This window comes from Allobosea sp. NPDC055332, assembly GCF_053645455.1.
The window spans coordinates 572,603-589,595 of sequence record NZ_JBSHMO010000001.1; the positions used below are offsets into that span (position 1 = coordinate 572,603).

Below are 16,993 nucleotides of genomic sequence, written 5' to 3' on the forward strand. Positions count from 1 at the left end.
TCCTCCCGGTCGGCTTCAGGCCACCATGCGCAAGGCAACCACGGTCGCAACACCGACGGCAACCACGCCGAGCAGCGGCAGGCGCGTCGCCGCGAGGCCACAGATCAACGCCGCCACCGTCTCCGGCCAGCCGGTCGCCAGCGCGCTCGGCGCGATCACCGCGATCAGCACAGCCGGCGGGATCGCGTCGAAGGCGGCCTGAGCCCGCGGCGAGAGATTGAGCCGGCCGACGAGGGCAAGGCCGGCGATGCGGGTGAGATAGGTCACCAGCGCCATGCCGAGGAAGGCAGCGAGATTGATCGGGTCGAGGCTCATTCGGCCGGGCTTTCAATGGGCTTCTCGGCGAGATCGCCGGCGGCGAACCAGGCGGCGGCAAGGCCGCAGAGCGCGCCCGCCAGCACATGCCAGGGCGGCCCGGCGAGCTTGTAGGCCAGCGCCGAGGCGATGCCGGCAGCCGCCACCGTCCAGGCGGTGACCCGGCCCTTCCAGAAGGCGGCGGTCAGCGCGATGAACAGCGCAGTGAAGGCGAAATCGGCGCCATAGCGCTTGGGATCGCCGAGCGCCGCGCCGATGATCGCGCCGGTGGTCGAGGTCGTCAGCCAGCCGAGCACGAACGGCACGATCATGGCGAACCAGTAGGCAGGGGTGACAGGATGGCTGCGCGCCCGCTTCTCGGCCAGCGCCCAGTTCTCGTCGGCCATATAGTAGAGCCCGCCGAAGATCTGTGCGTTGGAGAAGCCCTTGAGCTTGGGCGCGATCGAGGCGCTCATCAGGATATGGCGGGCGTTGATCAGCGCCGTCGAGAACACCAGCGCGAAGATCGGCGTCGGATGCGTCCAGAGCTCGACCGCGGCGAATTGCGCCCCGCCGGCGAAGACGAGCACGCTCATCAGGAAGACCTCGAACGGCGAGAGGCCCTTGCCCGCAGCGAGCGCGCCGAAGAGCAGGCCGATCGGCACGGCCGCCAGTGCCGCCGGCCAGATGTCGTTGAGCCCGGCCCGGGCTTCGTCTTTCCAGCTCATATCTTGTCCATCAGCCGTGATGGGCGGCGCGGAAGACGCCCGGCGTCACGCCGAGCCTCGCCTTGAAGGCGCGGGTCAGATGCGCCTGGTCGCAGAACCCGGTGGCGGCCGCGACCGCGCCGGGGGATTCGCCGCGCCGCAGCCGTTCGCGGGCGCGGCGGACGCGGACATCGACGAGATAGGCATGCGGCGTCAGTCCGGTCTCGCGCCGGAAGGCGCGGATCAGGTGATGCCGGGACAGGCCCGAGCGCTGGGTGAGGTCGGCCAGCGACAAATCCTCGTCATAGCGCTGCTCGAGCAATTCCCTGGCCTGCGCGATCGGCCCGTGCTCGCGCCCGATCTCGCGGATCGAGAGATCGGCATGGCGCGACAGGCACCAGCCATAGGCGCGCAGCAGGCCCTCCTCGCCGGCGAGGCCGTCGCCGCCCTCCTCCAGGGCGCGATGCGCCTCGGAAAACAAGGCCGAGCCCTCGGGGTCCTGCACGGTCGGTTCGGGAAAGAACGGGGTGCCGATGGTCTCGTCGCCGGTCAGCGAGATCGCGACCTCGCGCATCAGCTCGATCGTCGGATAGGTCATCCGGTAGCGATAGCCGCCCTCGCTCGGCGCGCCGTCATGGACGTCGAGCGGGTGGTTGAAGACGAGGTCACCCGTGCGGGCGAAGAGCGTGCGGCCGCGCGCATGCCAGAGCTCGCAGCCCGCCAGGATCGTGCCGACCGCATAGGTCTCATGGGCGTGCGGCGAATAGGTATGGGTCGAGAACCGCGCCGACAGGCATTCCAGCCCGGAGAAGCGCGCTGCCGTGAACAGGCGGGCGTGCTCGCCCTCCCGGAGCGGCATCTCCAGCAATGCTTCGCCTTGGCTGATCAGATCCATGGCGCAAGATAGAGCGGAACCGCGCCTTGATGTCTTGAAGAAAAGTGATGGCGACGATCACGCGAGCGTCGCCATTTAGTCGATCTCAGGGACGCGGCGGCTCCTTGCCGGCGACCAGCACCAAGAGCGCGCCGGCGAGCGTCGCCACCGCCATGTAGCCGATCGGGCCGAGGCCGCCGACATGGTTGACCAGCAGGCCGCCTAGCACCGCGCCGCTGGCGATCGCGACCAGGAAGGCCGCCGTCACCAGCCCGCTCGCCGATTCCGCATGGTCGGCCGCAACGCGCACCATCCAGGTCTGGAAGCCGACCGGCGCGAAGCCGAAGGCGAAGCCCCAGAGCGCGACCGTGATCCCCGCCACGATCGGCGAGGCGCCGAACTGCAGCATGACCAGCGCCAGCACACCGATCGCCAGCGCGAAGGAGACGATCGCCAGCTTGACGCCGCGCCCCGCCACCGCGCCGCCGGCGAAATTGCCGACGACATTGCCGAGGCCATAGCCGAGCAGCACGACGGTGATCGCCGCGACGCCGAGCTGCGGCGCATGCTCGAGGAAGGGCCGGATATAAGTAAAGCCGGTGAACTGGCCGGAGATGATGACGAGGACCGAGATCAGCATCAGCCGAATGCTGGGACGCGACAACAGCACACCCAGTGTGCCCAGCCTGGGAGCCGCCTGCGGCGGCAAAGACGGCATCGTCGCCAGCAGGGCCAGCAGGGCGACGCCGGCGAGCCCTGCCGAAAGCCCGAACACCATGCGCCAGCCGATCAGGGAATCGAGATAGGCTCCGAGCGGCCCGCCGCCGATGAAGGCGGCGGAGACGCCAGCCGAGATCAGCGCCAGCGCCCGCGGCACGGACTGCGCCGGCACCAGCCGCAGTGTCAGCGCCGGCGCCATCGACCAGAAGCCGCCCAGCGCAAGGCCGAGCAGGAAGCGCGCCGCCAGCAGCATGACGAAGCCGTTGGCCAGCGCCGTTACCAGGCTCGACAGGGCGAGCAGCGATAGCAGCGACCAGAGGACGAGGCGCCGATCGAAGCGGCTGGTGACGATCGGCGTGAAGATCGCGGCGGCGACGCCGACCAGCGAGGTCACGGTGACGGTCTGCCCGGCGGCGCCGACGCTGATCGAGAGATCGGCGGCGATCGAGGTCAGGACGCTGGCGGGCAGGAATTCGGCGCTGACCAGGGCGAACACGCCCATGGAGAGGGCGAAGACCGCCGGCCAGGCGGCCGTGCGCTCTTCGGGCGCGATGCCGACCAGTTCGGCATCGGCTGTGGCTGACAAGGAATCCGACATCGGATGCTCCAAAAAGACCGGAGAAGTTCGGACACCGGAGTTAGGCGTGACCGCCTGGAGCTTCCATGCTAGAAAACCCGGGATGCTTGACCAATCGTCCAGAAGATCGGCGCCGGACCCGCTCACGGAGATGCTCCGCGGCCTTCGGCTCGAAGGCGTAGACTACGCCCGCTACGAGATGACGACGCCCTGGTGCCTGCTGTTCCCGGCCCAGCCGGCGGCACGCCTGCACTTCATGGCCGAGCGGGGCTGCTGGCTGCGCACGCCCGAGGGTGAGTGGTGCCGGCTCGAACAGGGCGATGCCGTGCTGATGCCCCGCGGCGTCGAGCATGCGCTCGCCAGCGAGCCCGGCCTCTCGGCGAAACCGAATGGCAACTGCGCCTTCCAGCACTGCTGCGGCGAGATCGCCGAGGCACGCGGCGGGGCGGGAGAAGGCGAGGCGACCTTGTTCTTCAGCGCCAGCCTCTGCTTCAACGTCGATGCCCAGCACCCGATGCTGCGGATGATGCCGGAGCTGATGTGGGTGCATGAAATGGCGGTGGCCGAGCCGGCCATCCCCGCTTTGCTGACCACCATGGCCTGCGAACTCACGCTCGACCGGGTCGGCGCCGCCGGCATCCTCACCCGCCTGGCCGATGTCGTCGCCGCCGCCCTGATCCGCTCCTGGGTCGAGCGCGGTTGCGGCAGCGCCACCGGCTGGGTCGCCGCCGCGCGTGACCCCGATATTGGCCGCGTGCTTGCCGCGATCCATCTCAATCCGAGCGAGGACTGGACGGTCGACGCGCTCGCCAGGGTGATGCACGCCTCGCGCTCGGCCTTCGCCGAGCGCTTCGCCAGCGTCGTCGGCGAGACCCCCGCCCGCTATGTCCTGCAGGTCCAGATGCACCAGGCCAGGCAATGGCTGGTGCGCGACCGGATGCGGATTTCGGCCGTGGCGCGCCGCCTCGGCTACGACTCAGAGGCCTCGTTCAGCCGCGCTTTCAAGCGGGTGATCGGCAAGTCGCCGAGCCATTTCCGCAACGCCGAGCCGCCGATCCCCGCGACGCGGCCGGTCGATGCTTCCCCTGCCGGCAGGCTTCCCGTCATTGCGAGGAGCGAAGCAACGAAGCAATCCAGGGGAACGTAGAGCTCTGCCGCTTCTGGATTGCTTCGCTTAGGCTCGCAATGACGGTCATAATCCCGCGAACGAGTACTGACGACCATGAGCATCCGCCAGCAATTGATCGAGCGCTTCTTCCGCTATGCCGCGGTTTCCAGCCAGAGCGACATCAAGGCGACGACGCTGCCGAGCACGCCGGGCCAGCAGCGCCTCGCCGAACTGCTGGCCGACGAATTGCGTGCGCTCGGCCTCGACGATGTCGTGATCGACGAGCGCGCCACCGTCACGGCCTTGAAGCGCGGCACCGTGCCGGACGCACCCAAGATCGGCTTCATCGCCCATCTCGATACCTTCGACGCCGGCCTCTCGCCCGATATCCGCCCGCAGCTCCTGCGCTTCGACGGCGGGGATCTCTGCCTCAATCGCGAGCGGGACATCTGGCTGCGCGTCGCCGAGCACCCGCAGCTCAGCGACTGGCAGGGCGCCGAGATCATCGCCAGCGACGGCACTAGCGTGCTCGGCGCCGACAACAAGGCGGCGATCACGGTGATCATGACCCTGCTCGCCAATCTTGGCCCGCAGGATCGGCATGGCGACATCGCCGTCGCCTTCGTCCCGGACGAGGAGATCGGCCTGCGCGGCGCCAAGGTCCTCGATCTCGCCCGTTTCCCCTGCGACTTCGCCTATACGATCGACTGCTGCGAGCTCGGCGAAGTCGTGATCGAGAACTTCAACGCCGCCGCTGTCGAGATCACCCTGACCGGCGTCAGCACCCATCCGATGTCGGCCAAGGGCGTGCTGGTGAACCCGGTGCTGATGGCGCAGGACTTCATCAGCCGCTTCGACCGCTCTGAGACGCCGGAGAACACCGAGGGGCGCGAAGGCTATGTCTGGTTCAACGCCATCACCGCCAATGCCAGCGAAGCCAGGCTGGGAGCGCTGATCCGCGATTTCGACAGACAGAGCTTCGAGGCGCGCAAGCGCCGCTTCACGGAGGTCACTACCGAGATCGCCGCGCTCTATCCGACCGGCCGGGTCGACTGCGTGGTCAGCGACACCTACGGCAACATCCATGACAGCCTCGGCGACGACCAGCGCCCGGTCGAGCTGCTTTTCGGCGCGCTGGAGGCGCTGCAGATCAGGAAGAAGCAGATCCCGATGCGCGGCGGCACCGACGGCGCGGCGCTCTCGGCCCGCGGCCTGCCGACCCCGAACTTCTTCACCGGCGCCTATAATTTCCACTCGCGTTACGAGTTCCTGCCGGTGCCGGCCTTCGAGAAGTCCTATGAGGTGGCAAGGATGATCTGCACGCTGGCGGCGGGGCGGGGTTAGGCGCCATTTTCCGTCATGGTCGGGCTTGTCCCGACCATCCACGTCTTCCTTCGTGCAGCGCAGTGTTCAAGACGTGGATGCTCGCCACAAGGGCGAGCATGACGGTGACGCTACCCGCCCACCAGCTCGAACCAGCCGGCCTCGTCGATCACCTTGACGCCGTGCTTGGTCGCATCCTTGAGCTTCGAGCCGGCGCCTGGCCCCGCCACCAGCAGGTCCGTCTTCGACGAGACCGAGCCGGCGACCTTGGCGCCCAATCGCTCGGCCATCGCCTTGGCCTCGTCGCGGGTCATGCGCTCAAGCGCGCCAGTGAAGACGACGATCTGGCCGGCGACCGGGCTGGACGAGGCCACCGCCTCCAGCGGCTGCGGCGTCACTTCCGCAAGCAACCGGACGAGCATCTGCTGATTGTGCTCCTCGGCGAAGAACTGCAGCAGCGCCTCGACCACGGTCGGGCCGACGCCGTCGATCGCATCGAGCGCCGCGCGCTCCTCGCTCTCCGGGTTCTCGGCGGCGAGGCAGGCGGCCTGCAGCGCCTCGAACGAGCCGTAATGGCGCGCCAGCAAGCGCGCATTGGTCTCGCCGATATGGCGGATGCCGAGCCCGAAGATGAAGCGGTTGAGCGGGGGCTTGCGCCTATCGTCGATCGCCTCGAACAGCTTCTTCGTGCTGGTCGCGCCAAAACCTTCCTTGTCCTTGAGCTTCTTCAGGTTCGCCGCATCGCGCTCAGCCAGCGTGAAGATGTCGGCCGGCTGCTTCACCGGCAGGTCGGGATCGTCGTGGAAGAACTCGATCTGCTTGTCGCCGAGCCCGTCGATATCGAGCGCGTCGCGCGAGACGAAATGCTTGAGACGCTCGACCGCCTGCGCCTCACAGATCAGCCCGCCGGTGCAGCGGCGCACCGCATCCTCCTTGCCCGAGCGCGGATTGTGCTCGCGCACCGCATCCGAGCCGCAGACCGGGCAGTTCGTCGGGAAGACATAAGGCTGCGCATCGGCCGGCCGCTTGGCGAGGTCGACCGCCTCGACGCGCGGGATGACGTCGCCGGCGCGCTTCACCGTCACGGTATCGCCGATGCGGATGTCGCTGCCGTCGCGGATCGGCAGCCCCTTCGAATCGAAGCCGCGGATATAGTCCTCGTTGTGCAGCGTCGCATTGGTGACGACGACGCCGCCGACCGTCACCGGCTTCAGGCGCGCCACCGGCGAGAGCGCGCCGGTCCGCCCGACCTGGATGTCGATCGCCTCCAGCACCGTGGTCGCAAGCTCGGCCGGGAACTTGTGGGCGATCGCCCAGCGCGGCGCGCGGGCGACGAAGCCGAGCCTCGCCTGCAGGGCGAGATCGTCGACCTTGTAGACCACGCCATCGATGTCGTAGCCGAGCGTGGCGCGCTGCGCCTCGATCGAGCGGTAATGCGCCAGCAATGCCTCGACGCTCTCGCAGCGCGCCATCAGCGGATTGGTCTTGAAACCCCAGCGCGCGAAGACCTCGACGACGCCGAACTGGGTCGGCGCCGGCAGCTCCGGCATCTCGCCCCAGGCATAGGCGAAGAAGCGCAGAGGCCGGCTCGCGGTGATCGAGACGTCGAGCTGGCGCAGCGAGCCGGCGGCGGCGTTGCGCGGATTGGCGAATTCGCGCTCTTCCTTCTCGCGCTGGCGCTGGTTGATCGCGGCGAAATCGGCATGGCCGAGATAGATCTCGCCGCGCACCTCGGCGATCTCGGGCACATCCTTGCCCTTCAGCCGATGCGGGATCTCGGAAATCGTGCGCGCATTGGCCGTGACGTCCTCGCCCTCCTCGCCGTCGCCACGGGTCGCAGCGCTGACCAGCTCGCCCTTCTCATAGCGCAGCGAGAGCGAGAGCCCGTCGATCTTCGGCTCGGCGGTGAAGGCGATCGGCTGGTCGTCCTTGCGGCCGAGGAAGGTCCGCACGCGCGTGACGAAGTCGGCGATGTCCTCGTCGGCGAAGGCGTTGTTGAGCGAGAGCATCGGCACGCGGTGCCGGATCTTAGCGAACTTGCCCGAGGGCTTGGCGCCGACCCTGTCCGAGAGCGCCTCAAGGCCCTTGAGCTCCGGGAAGGCGCTTTCCAGCGCCGTCAGGCGCCGGAACTTCGCGTCGAAGGTCGCGTCGTCCATGATCGGCGCGCTGTCGCTGTGATAGGCCTCGTTGGCGGCGGCGATCTCGGGCGCCAGCGCCTGATGCTCGGCGCGGGCAGCCTCGGGGGTCAGATCTTCGACTGGGGTGGGAACAGTGTCGGCCATGGCGCAGTTCTAGTTCAGGGGAAGTTTCCTGCGAAGCTCCTGTTTCACGATTTGAGTAAGCCGATTTGTGGCAGGAGCCGGTCGGGTGTAGTCTTTCCCCGCTGAAATGGATGCTCGACGCCTCGCAGGTCTTGACCGGAGGATCGTGTCAGGACCGCCGCGGCGAACCGGGCCGGAACCGGGAAGAACGCCATGGCCGATACCCATCTCCATCACGATCACGTGGCGGCGAACGATGCTGCACCGCCCGACGCCCTGCCCGTCAACGAGATCGGCATCGCGGACATCAAGGACGCTCTCAGGCAGGGCTATTCCGACTTCATGGCTCAGCCGAGCCATCTGCTCTTCATCGCGCTGATCTATCCGATCGCAGGGGTTCTGCTCGCCCATCTGACGGTGAGCTACAACATCTTCCCGCTGCTGTTCCCGCTGGCCTCGGGCTTCGCCCTGCTCGGCCCGTTCGCGGCGATCGGCCTCTACGAGATCAGCCGCCGCCGCGAGCTCGGCATGGATACCTCCTGGAAGCACGCCCTCGATGTCGTGCACTCGCCCGGCATCGGCCAGATCGCCCTGCTCGGCGGGTTGCTCACCGGCGTCTTCCTCACCTGGCTGTTCAGCGCCTGGATCATTTATCGCTGGCTGATGGGCGATGCGCCGCTCGATTCCTTCGCAAGCTTCATGACGCCGCTGCTGACCACGGTGAATGGCTGGACGCTGATCATCCTGGGCAACGCGCTCGGCATGCTGTTTGCCATCCTGGTGTTCTCGATGACGGTCATCTCCTTCCCGCTGATGCTCGACCGGCATGTCGACGTGGGGACCGCGGTGAAGACCTCGATGGCGGCCGTCGAGAAGAACCCGCGGGTCATGCTGTACTGGGCCCTGACGATCACGGCCCTGCTGGTGCTCGGCTCGCTGCCGGTGCTGGTCGGCCTGATCATCGTGATGCCGGTCCTCGGCCATGCCAGCTGGCACTTCTACCGCAAGGTCGTGCCGCGGTAGGCGCGGCCTAAGCGGCGGCGGCCACCTCCCCGTCATGGTCGGGCTTGTCCCGACCATCCACGTCTGCCTTCGGCAAAAGCGGTGTTCAAGACGTGGATGCTCGCCACAAGGGCGAGCATGACGGCGTGCGGCCCTCAATGCTGATCGACCGACACCTCGCGCGTCAGCCCGCGCCTGACCAGCCCGACCGCGAGCAGCACCGGCAGCGACGCGATCAGCCCCATCGCCGAGAGCCTGCCCCACAAGGTCTCATCCTCGTTGATCAGCGTCGCGATGAAGGCCGGCAAGGTGAATTTCGACGGCGTCTGGATGAAGAGCAGCGCGAACAGGAATTCGTTCCAGCTCATGATCGCGACGAAGACCGCGGTCGCAACCAGCCCAGGCATCAGCAGCGGTACGACGATCTCGAGCAGCCGTTTCACGAAGCCGGCGCCGTCGAGCATCGCCGCCTCCTCGAACGAGTAAGGCACGTCGCGGACGAAGCCGAGCAGCATCCAGATCGCGAAGGGCAGCGCCAGGATCTGGTTGGCGAGGATCAGCCCGAGATGGCTGTCGAGCAGGCCAAGCGCCCGCAGCACCTGATAGAGCGGGATGGCGAGCGCGATCGGCGGCGCCAGCTTGATCACCAGCACGAAGCCGAGGAAGACGACGTCGAAGCGCTTGGGCAACTGGAAACGCGCCAGCGCATAGGCCGCCGGCAGCCCGGCCAGCAGCGACAGGCCTACCGTACCGAGCGCCACCACGACGCTGTTGAGCCCGAGCCGCCACATCCCGCCATCGAGCAGCACGCGGTAATGCACCAGCGTCGGATCCTGCGGCCAGAGCGCGATCGAGGTCGAGACATATTCGGCCGGCGGCTTGAACGAGGTCGCGACCATCCAGAGCAGCGGGATCAGCGAGAGCGCGCAGAGGCCGAAGGCGGCAATGATCCGGATCATCGGCCCGCCCCCCGCAGCAGCGACGCCGCGTAGATGACTGCGAGCAGGCCGGCGACGACGATCATCACCACGGCGGCGGCCGAAGCCAGCCCGATGTCGAAGAAGCGGAAGCCCTGCCGGTAGACGAACATCGAGACCGTCTCGGTCGACTGCCCCGGCCCGCCGCCGGTCATGGCGTAGACCTTGTCGAACAGCTTGAAACTGTCGACCGAACGCAACAGCGCCGCGACGAAGAGATAGGGCGCCAGCAGCGGCAGCGTCATGTCGCGGAAGCGCCGCCACGGCCCGGCGCCATCGACGCGGGCGGCCTCGTAGACATCCTGCGGGATCAGTCGCAGTCCCGCGAAGATGATCAGGAAGGCGAAGGGCGCGGTCTGCCAGAGATCGACCAGGACGATCGACCAGAGCGCGAGATTGGGATCGAACAGCCAGGGCACGCCGGGCAGGCCGACGGTGCGCAGGAGGTTGTTGAGGAAGCCGAGATCGAAATGGAACCAGGCCCGCCAGATAGCGGTGACCACCATGGTCGAGAGCACGAAGGGCGCGAGCAGCAGCGTCATGACGAGCGTGCGGCCCGGAAAGGCGCGGTCGAGCAGGAGCGCCAGCCCTAGGCCCGCCGCGACCTCGAGCACGGTCGACACCACCGTGAACAGCACGGTGTTGGTCACCGCCTGCCGGAAGAAGCGGCTGTCCCAGAGCTCCTGGAAATTCTCGAGCCCGACGAACTTGGCGTTCTCGAAGCCGTAATCGGTGGCGAACAGCGAGAGCGCCAGCGTCCGCCCGAGCGGGTAGAGCGTCAGCCCGGCAAAGATCAGGAGCGCCGGCGTGAGCAGGAGCCAGGGCAATAGGCGGCGTGAAGCGGTCATTACGTCCAGACGGAAAGCGGGCCGCCTCGCGAGGAGGCGGCCCGCGTTGAGGTCAGCGCGACAGAGCGCGGGCGATCTGGGCGTTGGCCTCGGTCAGCGCCTGCTTGGGCTGCATCTGACCGATCAGGGCGAGCTGGAGATAGTCGCCGAGGATGGTCTCGACGCGGGCCCACTGGCTGATGCGCGGGCGAGCCTGGGCGACGTTGAGCGCCTCGAGCTGCGCCGGGTACCAGCGGTACTTGGCGACGAGGTCCTTGTCGTTGAACAGCGCAGCGAGCGTCGGCGGATTGCCGGTCTCGAGCGCGATCAGCTTCTGGTTCTCAGGGCTGGTGACGAAGCGGATGAAGTCGGCGGCGCGCGCCTTGTTCGGCGAATCGGCGGGGATGCCGAGCAGCCACGCGCCCAGCATCGGCGCCGGCCCCTTGACCTCGCCCGGGGAGGCGACGACCTCGACCTGACCAGCGACCTTCGAGGCGCTGCCGTCGAGCGTGCCGGCCCAGGACGACCACATCTCGACCGCGATCGCGGCGCGGCCCTGCTGGATCGCATCGCGCAGTTCGGTCGCGTTGTAGGTCTCGACGCCCTTCGGCGCGAGCGCCTTGAACGACAGGAACTGGGTCAGCGCCTTCTCGGCCTCGGGCGTATCGAGCACGGCCTTGCCGTCGGCGGTGACGACGTCGCCACCATGGGCCCACAGCACCGGCAGGAAGGAGGTGACGATCGGGTTGCCCTTGATGCCGCGGAAGACGAGGCCGGAGACGCCCTCTTCCTTGGACTGGATCACCTGCGCCGCCTTGACGACGTCGCTCCAGGTCTTGGGCCGCTCGAAGCCGTGCTTGGCGAGCAGGTCCTTGCGATAGGCGAACATGGCGATGTTGCCGACGAAGGGCGCCGCATAGAGCTTGCCGTTGTGCTTGGAGACGTCGATCGCCGACTTGACGAACTCGCCCGGCAGGCCGCCGACCGTGTCGAGATCGGTGAGCCAGCCGCGCGCCATGAACTCCGGCGCCCAGATGTCGTCGAGCATGGCGACATCGGTCGCCGCCGTCTTTTCGCGCGCGCCGACCGCGAGGCGCTCATAGAGCGGGCCGCCGCCGAGCTCGAGCCGCTCGATCTTCACGCTCGGATTCTTGGCCTGGTAGAGCTCGACCATCTTGGCCAGCGCCGGCGCGAAGCCGGCATCGCGCCCGGCGATCACCAGTCGGTCCTGCGCGGCGGCGGGCAGAACGAGCCCGGCCAACATCAACACGGCGCCGAGCGCCTTACCCATCGTCCTCATGGCATTCCCCCGTCCGGGTCTCTGCCCGGGCGGGCATTGTGGGAGCGGATGGCTGGCCAGTGCAACAGATATACGACGATTTCGGAACAATCCCGCGCGGCGCTGCGTTCGGATGGTGCTGCGGCGCTGCCGCACCGAACATCAGCCGTTGCGATACGACGGCAACGCAACCGGAGGGGGCTCCGTCATGAACAACATCATCTACATCGTCGGCCTGGTCGTCGTCGTTCTCGCGATCCTGTCCTTCCTCGGGCTGCGTTGATCGCAGCCGCCTGAGGCTCAGCGTACAACGCTGTTCCAGCCGTCATGCTCGCCCTTGTGGCGAGCATCCACGTCTTGAACACCGCATGCGATCAGTGACGGAAAGGCATGGATGGTCGGGACGAGCCTGACCATGACGATGAGGCGCAGATTCAGCCTGTCTCAGCGGTCGTCGCGACGCGGCTTCTTCGCACCGAACGGCTTCTTGCCGGCGAAAGGCTTCTTTGCGCCAAAGGGCTTTTTCTCGCCGAAGCTCTTGCCCGCCGGCCGCCCTTCGCCGCCAGCCGGGCGCTCGCCGCCATGCGATGCCCCGAACGGCTTCTTGCCACCCTTGAACTTGCCGGCGAACGGCTTGCCGCCATGCTCGCCCTTCTTATCGAAGGAGGGGCGTTCCGGCCGCAGGATCGCCGTCTCCTCATAGACCGGCTCGCGGTCGCGCCGCGTCGGGTCGTAAGGCTTGGCGCCGAACGGCTTGCGCTTGCCCTCATAAGGCTTGCGCTCGCTCGAACGCTCGTCGCGCGCCGGATGGGCACCGCGCGGCGCATGGCTCGCCTTCTCGCCGAAGGGCTTGGCTGCCCGGCGTTCGCCCTCGCCGGCGACCTGCTCGATCGTGATCCGGTCGCGATCGGGCACGCGCGTCAGCTCGGCGAAGCGCTCGGCGACATCGGCATCGATCTCGACCTTGGTCTCGCGGTCGAAGATGCGGATCGCGCCGACCTCGTCGCGGGTGATCTGGCCGCGGCGGCAAATCATCGGCAGCAGCTTGCGCGGATCGGCGCCGTCCTTGCGGCCGGTGCTGAGGCGGAACCAGACCGTCTCGCCGCGCGGGCCCGAACGCTCGCCGCGCTCCCGCTCGCCGGGCGTGCGCTTCTGCGCATACTCCTCGGTGCTGCGGGCCGGCCGACGCTCTTCATGACCGAAATTGGGATCGCCGACCTCTTCCGTCGCCGGCAGGCGCGAGCGGTAGACGCGCACCAGCGCGGCAGCGAGTTCCTCGGCCGAGCGCCCGGCGAGCAGCGCGCCGATCATGCCGGCATCGTCCTCGCCGGCCTCGCCCGAGAGCAGCGGATCCTGCAGCATGCGCTCCTGGTCGAGCCCACGAATGTCGTCCTGCGTCGGGGCGGCGACCCATTCGGCCTCGACGCCGGCACCGGCGAGCAGCATCTGCGCCTTGCGTCGGCGCGACGGCGGCACCAGGAGCGCGCTGATGCCTTTCTTGCCGGCCCGGCCGGTGCGGCCGCTGCGATGCTGCATCACCTCGGAATCGTTCGGCAGCTCGGCGTGGACGACCAGCGTCAGCCCCGGCAGGTCGATGCCGCGCGCGGCGACGTCGGTCGCGACGCAGATGCGCGCCCGACCGTCGCGCAGCGCCTGCAGCGCCGAATTGCGCTCGCTCTGGCTGAGTTCGCCCGAAAGCGAAACGGCAGCGAAGCCACGCTCCAGCAGCGCCGCCTCGAGATGGCGCACGGCGTTGCGGGTGTTGCAGAACACCAGCGCGCAAGGAGCGTCGTAGAAGCGCAGCAGGTTGACGACGGCGAGTTCGCTCTCGCGCGGATAGACGCGGACGGCGCGATACTCGATATCGGCATGGCCACCCTCGGTGCCTGCGACTTCGATGCGCAGCGCATCGCGCTGATAGCTCCTGGCGAGCGCGATGATCGCCTTCGGCAGCGTCGCCGAGAACAGCAGGCTGCGGCGCTCTTCCGGCGCGGCCTCCAGGATGAATTCGAGATCGTCGCGGAAGCCGAGGTCGAGCATCTCGTCGGCCTCGTCGAGCACTACCGCCTTCAGCGCCGAGAGATCGAGCTGGCCGCGATCAAGATGATCGCGCAGGCGTCCGGGCGTGCCGACGACGATATGCGCCCCCTCGGCCAGCAGCATCGCCTCGCGCCGCGGGTCCATGCCGCCGACGCAGGCGATGATCCGGGCCTTCGCCTCGCCATAGAGCCAGGCGAGCTCGCGCTGGACCTGGAGCGCCAGCTCGCGCGTCGGCGCGACGATCAGCGCCAGCGGCAGCCCTGCGCGCGGCAGGACCTCGGCCTCGCCGATCAGGTCGCCGCCAAGGGCGAGCCCGTAAGCGACGGTCTTGCCCGAGCCGGTCTGCGACGAGACCAGCAGGTCGCGGCCGGCAGCGGCCTCTTCCAGCACGGCAGCCTGGACGGGCGTCGGCTCATTGTAATTGCGGTCGGCGAGCGCACGCGCGAGCGGCGCGCTCGTGGAGATGAAGGACATTCGATGTCAGGCCTTAGGTTGCAGCTGGCGGGTCGGCAGCACGCAGAACGAGGGGCGGCGCCGGGACGCGGCACCGCGATATTGCGCTGCACATAGAGGAAATCGCGGGAAAAGGGAATGCAGCATAGGCCCACCCCGTATGCGGCAGTGGAGACCGGCCATGCCGCCCGGTTCATTGTCGGCTCGTTGCAGGCTCCGCTTTCCGGCAATGTTGTCTGGGTCGCGGACGCTTTAACGCCCAACTGCAGTCTGCGTCGCCGCCAGGTCCGGCCTCGACTCCAGCCGATCGACAACGCGCTGCGCGATTTCCTCCGCTGCCTCGTCCGGAATCGGAAACACCGAACTGACATTGATCTCGCCAAGCACGTAGTTGTCGGTCCCGTCTACGCCGCGCCCGCCAAGCATGAAATCGGCATCCCAGATCATCGGCAGGTCATGCCGCGCGAGGTCCAGCGAGGACATCAATTGCGGTGTCCATTCGTCTTCCATCAACCGCCGCAAGCGCTGGAAGCGTGGATCGGCCTTCGAGGTGTAAAGCCGCGCACCGGCTGCGGCACGCGCGGCCGGTGCTTCAACGAGCGCCTTGACCTTCTGGTAGCCAAAGCCGGCACAGCGATCGCCCGCCATGTAGCAGCGCACCACGCCTTCGCTCAGGCGCTCCTGGAACGGCTGGTCGATGACGCAACCGTCCTCGAAATACGCCTCACATCTCTTCAGAAACTCCTCCAAAGGCATCTCCTCCGGTTCGGCCTTGGTGGCGTCCAGGATCCGCACCCTTGAGCCGCCACCCGCGTCCGCGAGCGCCTTGACCTTCCAAACGCCTTGGCCACCATTGCCGCGGTTGCGTTTGATCACGCGTGCGCCAGTGGCAAGCCTCCCCGGCAATTCGGCCCGCATCGCATCGACCGTTCGATAGAGAGCCGTATCGCAGCCCCAACTCATCGTGCGGGTACGATGAAGCACCTCCTTGGTGCCCATCTTGAGGATCACATCGGGATGTGCGCTCACCCAGATGCCGCGCGCCGCGACTTCGCGAAGAAGCGCATCGAGCTTGACGCGGTTGCGCCCCTCGTGAAGCGGATTGACCCAAACAAGGACGCCATCGAACCGGGCGAGTTGCGACCGCACGGCATCGAGAACATCGTCCTCGTAAACCACTGGCTCCGCATCGACGCCGAGATTGGCAAGCGCCGCGAAAACATCCTTGAACCGGCTGGCTTGTGGAGTAGCGCCGTGGCGTTCGGTTTCATCACCGCGCCAGAGGATAGCGATACGGCCGATGCGAGCTGTACGCCCGGATACAGAAAACGGTCCCGCGTTCATCATCGTGCTCCGTCCGCGTGATCAATGCGGATCGCGAGCAGGACTTGGACGGAAACCGTCTTTGCAGCGCCGGGAGCCTGCGATACCCCGACGCGCGATTCATAAATGCGATATGCCACGTGATCAAGGACAGGACGTGTCGAAGCTAGCCACCGGGCCTTGGTTCCGTTGTCGGGCGTGGGCGCTGCGTGGTCTAAAAGCGTACCAAAGAAAGAGGCGAGTGGGCATGAACGAGACTTGGCGGCGGTTCGACTCCTACGATGTGCTCACCTTGCATGATGGCGTGTTCGAGGCGCCGCTCGACGTCCTGATCCATGCAAGCGGACAGGCCGCTCGCGACGACGCCGTGGCGCGCTGGGGCAAGCCGAAGGTCAGCATCCCCGTCAACTGCTTCGCCCTGAAGGGCGCTGATGGGATCACCCTGGTCGATGCCGGCACCGGCCCCTCCTGGGGCGAGGCGATGGGCCATGCTCCCGCCGCCATGGCGAGCGCGGGAATTGCCGCCGAGCAGGTCGAGCGCGTCCTGATCACGCATCTGCACGGCGATCACGCGCTCGGCCTGTTCGACGGCGAGCGAGCCCGTTTCCCCAAGGCCGAGATCATCGTGCCCGCGGCCGATTTCGGCTTCTTCGGAGAGGAGGCAAACCGCGCGCAGACGCCGCAGAACCGGCAGGGCGGCTTTGCCGTCACGGCGACCTTGAAGAAGCACTATGCCGATCGCATCCGCTCCGCCCCGGCTGGCACGGTGCGGCCCGGCATCACTCTGATACCGCTCCCCGGCCACACCATCGGCCATAGCGGCTATCTGATCGAGGGCGAGGAGAGCCTGCTGCTCTGGGGCGATGCGTTGCATCTCTCCGATCTGCAGGCCTCGGAACCGGAGATCGGCTTCGTCTACGATTTCGACGCCGCCACCGCCCTCACCTCTCGCCGCGCCATTCTGGAGCGCGCCGCGCGCGAAGGCTGGCTCGTCTCGGGCGGCCATATCGAGGGCTTCAGACGCGTGATCGAGAACAGCGCGGGATACGAGTTGATCCCCGCCTGACCTATGCTCGAATGGCGCCGCACCGTCTTTCCGGGGCAGGCCGACAGGCCTGAGCCCGGAACCCAGAGCCGAAACAAGCATAGCAAGAGCGAGTCGAGAGCCAAGCCGTCATCGCAACCGGCGTCGGTTCTGGGTTCCGGGCCCTTCGCTGCGCGAAGTCCC

General features: G+C 67.6%; 15 protein-coding genes. 5 read left to right on the forward strand and 10 right to left on the reverse strand.

From position 1 onward, the window contains the following. Positions 1–15: 15 nt before the first annotated feature. From ACWIGM_RS02930 to ACWIGM_RS02945, 4 genes are all read right to left on the reverse strand, one after another. A complete protein-coding gene (locus ACWIGM_RS02930) occupies positions 16–315 on the reverse strand; it encodes an AzlD family protein (RefSeq protein WP_454024423.1) in 300 nt (99 codons plus the stop codon). Beyond that, positions 312–1,022, reverse strand: coding sequence for an AzlC family ABC transporter permease (locus ACWIGM_RS02935; protein ID WP_454024424.1), 711 nt, complete (start codon positions 1,020–1,022; stop codon positions 312–314). The genes ACWIGM_RS02930 and ACWIGM_RS02935 overlap by 4 nt, the downstream gene beginning before the upstream one ends. Positions 1,023–1,032: 10 nt before the next feature. Further along, positions 1,033–1,896, reverse strand: coding sequence for an AraC family ligand binding domain-containing protein (locus ACWIGM_RS02940; RefSeq protein WP_454024425.1), 864 nt, complete (start codon positions 1,894–1,896; stop codon positions 1,033–1,035). 85 nt (positions 1,897–1,981) lie between these two features. After that, a complete protein-coding gene (locus tag ACWIGM_RS02945; protein ID WP_454024426.1) occupies positions 1,982–3,193 on the reverse strand; it encodes an MFS transporter in 1,212 nt (403 codons plus the stop codon). 82 nt (positions 3,194–3,275) lie between these two features. On the opposite strand from ACWIGM_RS02945, the gene ACWIGM_RS02950 reads away from it, so the two are divergent. Then, complete coding sequence (locus ACWIGM_RS02950; protein WP_454024427.1) at positions 3,276–4,319, forward strand: AraC family transcriptional regulator; 1,044 nt, start codon at positions 3,276–3,278, stop codon at positions 4,317–4,319. A 75-nt stretch (positions 4,320–4,394) separates the two neighbouring features. Then, a complete protein-coding gene (pepT, locus tag ACWIGM_RS02955) occupies positions 4,395–5,624 on the forward strand; it encodes a peptidase T (protein WP_454024428.1) in 1,230 nt (409 codons plus the stop codon). A 110-nt stretch (positions 5,625–5,734) separates the two neighbouring features. Here pepT and ligA read toward each other — a convergent pair whose 3' ends face one another. Next, positions 5,735–7,885, reverse strand: coding sequence for an NAD-dependent DNA ligase LigA (ligA, locus tag ACWIGM_RS02960; protein ID WP_454024429.1), 2,151 nt, complete (start codon positions 7,883–7,885; stop codon positions 5,735–5,737). 192 nt (positions 7,886–8,077) lie between these two features. Between ligA and ACWIGM_RS02965 the strand changes: the two genes are divergently transcribed. Then, positions 8,078–8,887: a DUF2189 domain-containing protein gene (locus ACWIGM_RS02965; protein ID WP_454024430.1), complete on the forward strand. Its 810-nt coding sequence runs from the start codon at positions 8,078–8,080 to the stop codon at positions 8,885–8,887. Positions 8,888–9,021: 134 nt separating this feature from the next. Here the strand turns inward: ACWIGM_RS02965 and ACWIGM_RS02970 are convergent, their stop codons facing one another. From ACWIGM_RS02970 to ACWIGM_RS02980, 3 genes are read right to left on the reverse strand one after another with little or no spacing between them, the layout of a single operon-like run. Beyond that, positions 9,022–9,825, reverse strand: coding sequence for a carbohydrate ABC transporter permease (locus ACWIGM_RS02970; RefSeq protein ID WP_454024431.1), 804 nt, complete (start codon positions 9,823–9,825; stop codon positions 9,022–9,024). Continuing rightward, entirely contained in the window at positions 9,822–10,691 is an 870-nt protein-coding gene (locus tag ACWIGM_RS02975) for a carbohydrate ABC transporter permease (RefSeq protein WP_454024432.1), read from the reverse strand. Before ACWIGM_RS02975 ends, ACWIGM_RS02970 begins: the two co-directional genes overlap by 4 nt. 52 nt (positions 10,692–10,743) lie before the next feature. Then, positions 10,744–11,970, reverse strand: a complete 1,227-nt coding sequence (locus ACWIGM_RS02980) for an ABC transporter substrate-binding protein (RefSeq protein WP_454024433.1) — start codon at positions 11,968–11,970, stop codon at positions 10,744–10,746. Between the two features lie 112 nt (positions 11,971–12,082). Here ACWIGM_RS02980 and ACWIGM_RS02985 point away from each other — a divergent pair, with 112 nt between their 5' ends. Then, on the forward strand, positions 12,083–12,232 hold the full coding sequence (locus ACWIGM_RS02985; RefSeq protein ID WP_454024434.1) for a hypothetical protein: 150 nt from the start codon (positions 12,083–12,085) through the stop codon (positions 12,230–12,232). Positions 12,233–12,393: 161 nt separating this feature from the next. Here ACWIGM_RS02985 and ACWIGM_RS02990 read toward each other — a convergent pair whose 3' ends face one another. Both ACWIGM_RS02990 and ACWIGM_RS02995 read right to left on the reverse strand, forming a co-directional pair. Then, the gene (locus tag ACWIGM_RS02990) at positions 12,394–14,463 is read right to left on the reverse strand and encodes a DEAD/DEAH box helicase (RefSeq protein WP_454024435.1); all 2,070 of its coding nucleotides are present in this window, start codon (positions 14,461–14,463) and stop codon (positions 12,394–12,396) included. Between the two features lie 231 nt (positions 14,464–14,694). After that, complete coding sequence (locus ACWIGM_RS02995; protein ID WP_454024436.1) at positions 14,695–15,786, reverse strand: Cj0069 family protein; 1,092 nt, start codon at positions 15,784–15,786, stop codon at positions 14,695–14,697. A gap of 226 nt (positions 15,787–16,012) precedes the next feature. Here ACWIGM_RS02995 and aidB point away from each other — a divergent pair, with 226 nt between their 5' ends. Further along, positions 16,013–16,831, forward strand: coding sequence for an AidB family quorum-quenching N-acyl homoserine lactonase (aidB, locus tag ACWIGM_RS03000; protein ID WP_454024437.1), 819 nt, complete (start codon positions 16,013–16,015; stop codon positions 16,829–16,831). Positions 16,832–16,993: the final 162 nt, after the last annotated feature.